The 265-nt window shown below is 52.8% G+C and carries 1 protein-coding gene; it reads right to left on the bottom strand.

Annotated elements, in window-relative coordinates:
- The coding region (locus ACPYOG_RS19715; protein WP_481295812.1) for a hypothetical protein at nucleotides 1-265 on the bottom strand (265 nt) is incomplete at both ends.

Below are 265 nucleotides of genomic sequence, written 5' to 3'. Positions count from 1 at the left end.
ATGTATACCAAAGCAATGGAAACCGCACCGAAAATCAGGTTAGCAAGACGCAATCCCAAAAGGCTGTGGTCGGACAGCCAAAGTGCTGGCGCAAGGACGAAGAAGGAATAGCCCATGTTGAAGAATGCGTAACCACCCGCGTTCATCGTTTTTCTCGCAACAAGGTCTTCGGCCATTTTCAAATATGCCAGCTCATCGCTCTCCGGCGCGTGCGGATACACCAGGATGGCCGCGAGCCTCAGCAAGATACCGGCGACGATAATGG

The organism is Leifsonia sp. HAY1-4F, from assembly GCF_056755275.1.
Note: the sequence above shows the minus strand (reverse complement) of the source record. Positions and strands in the feature narration are given on the sequence as shown.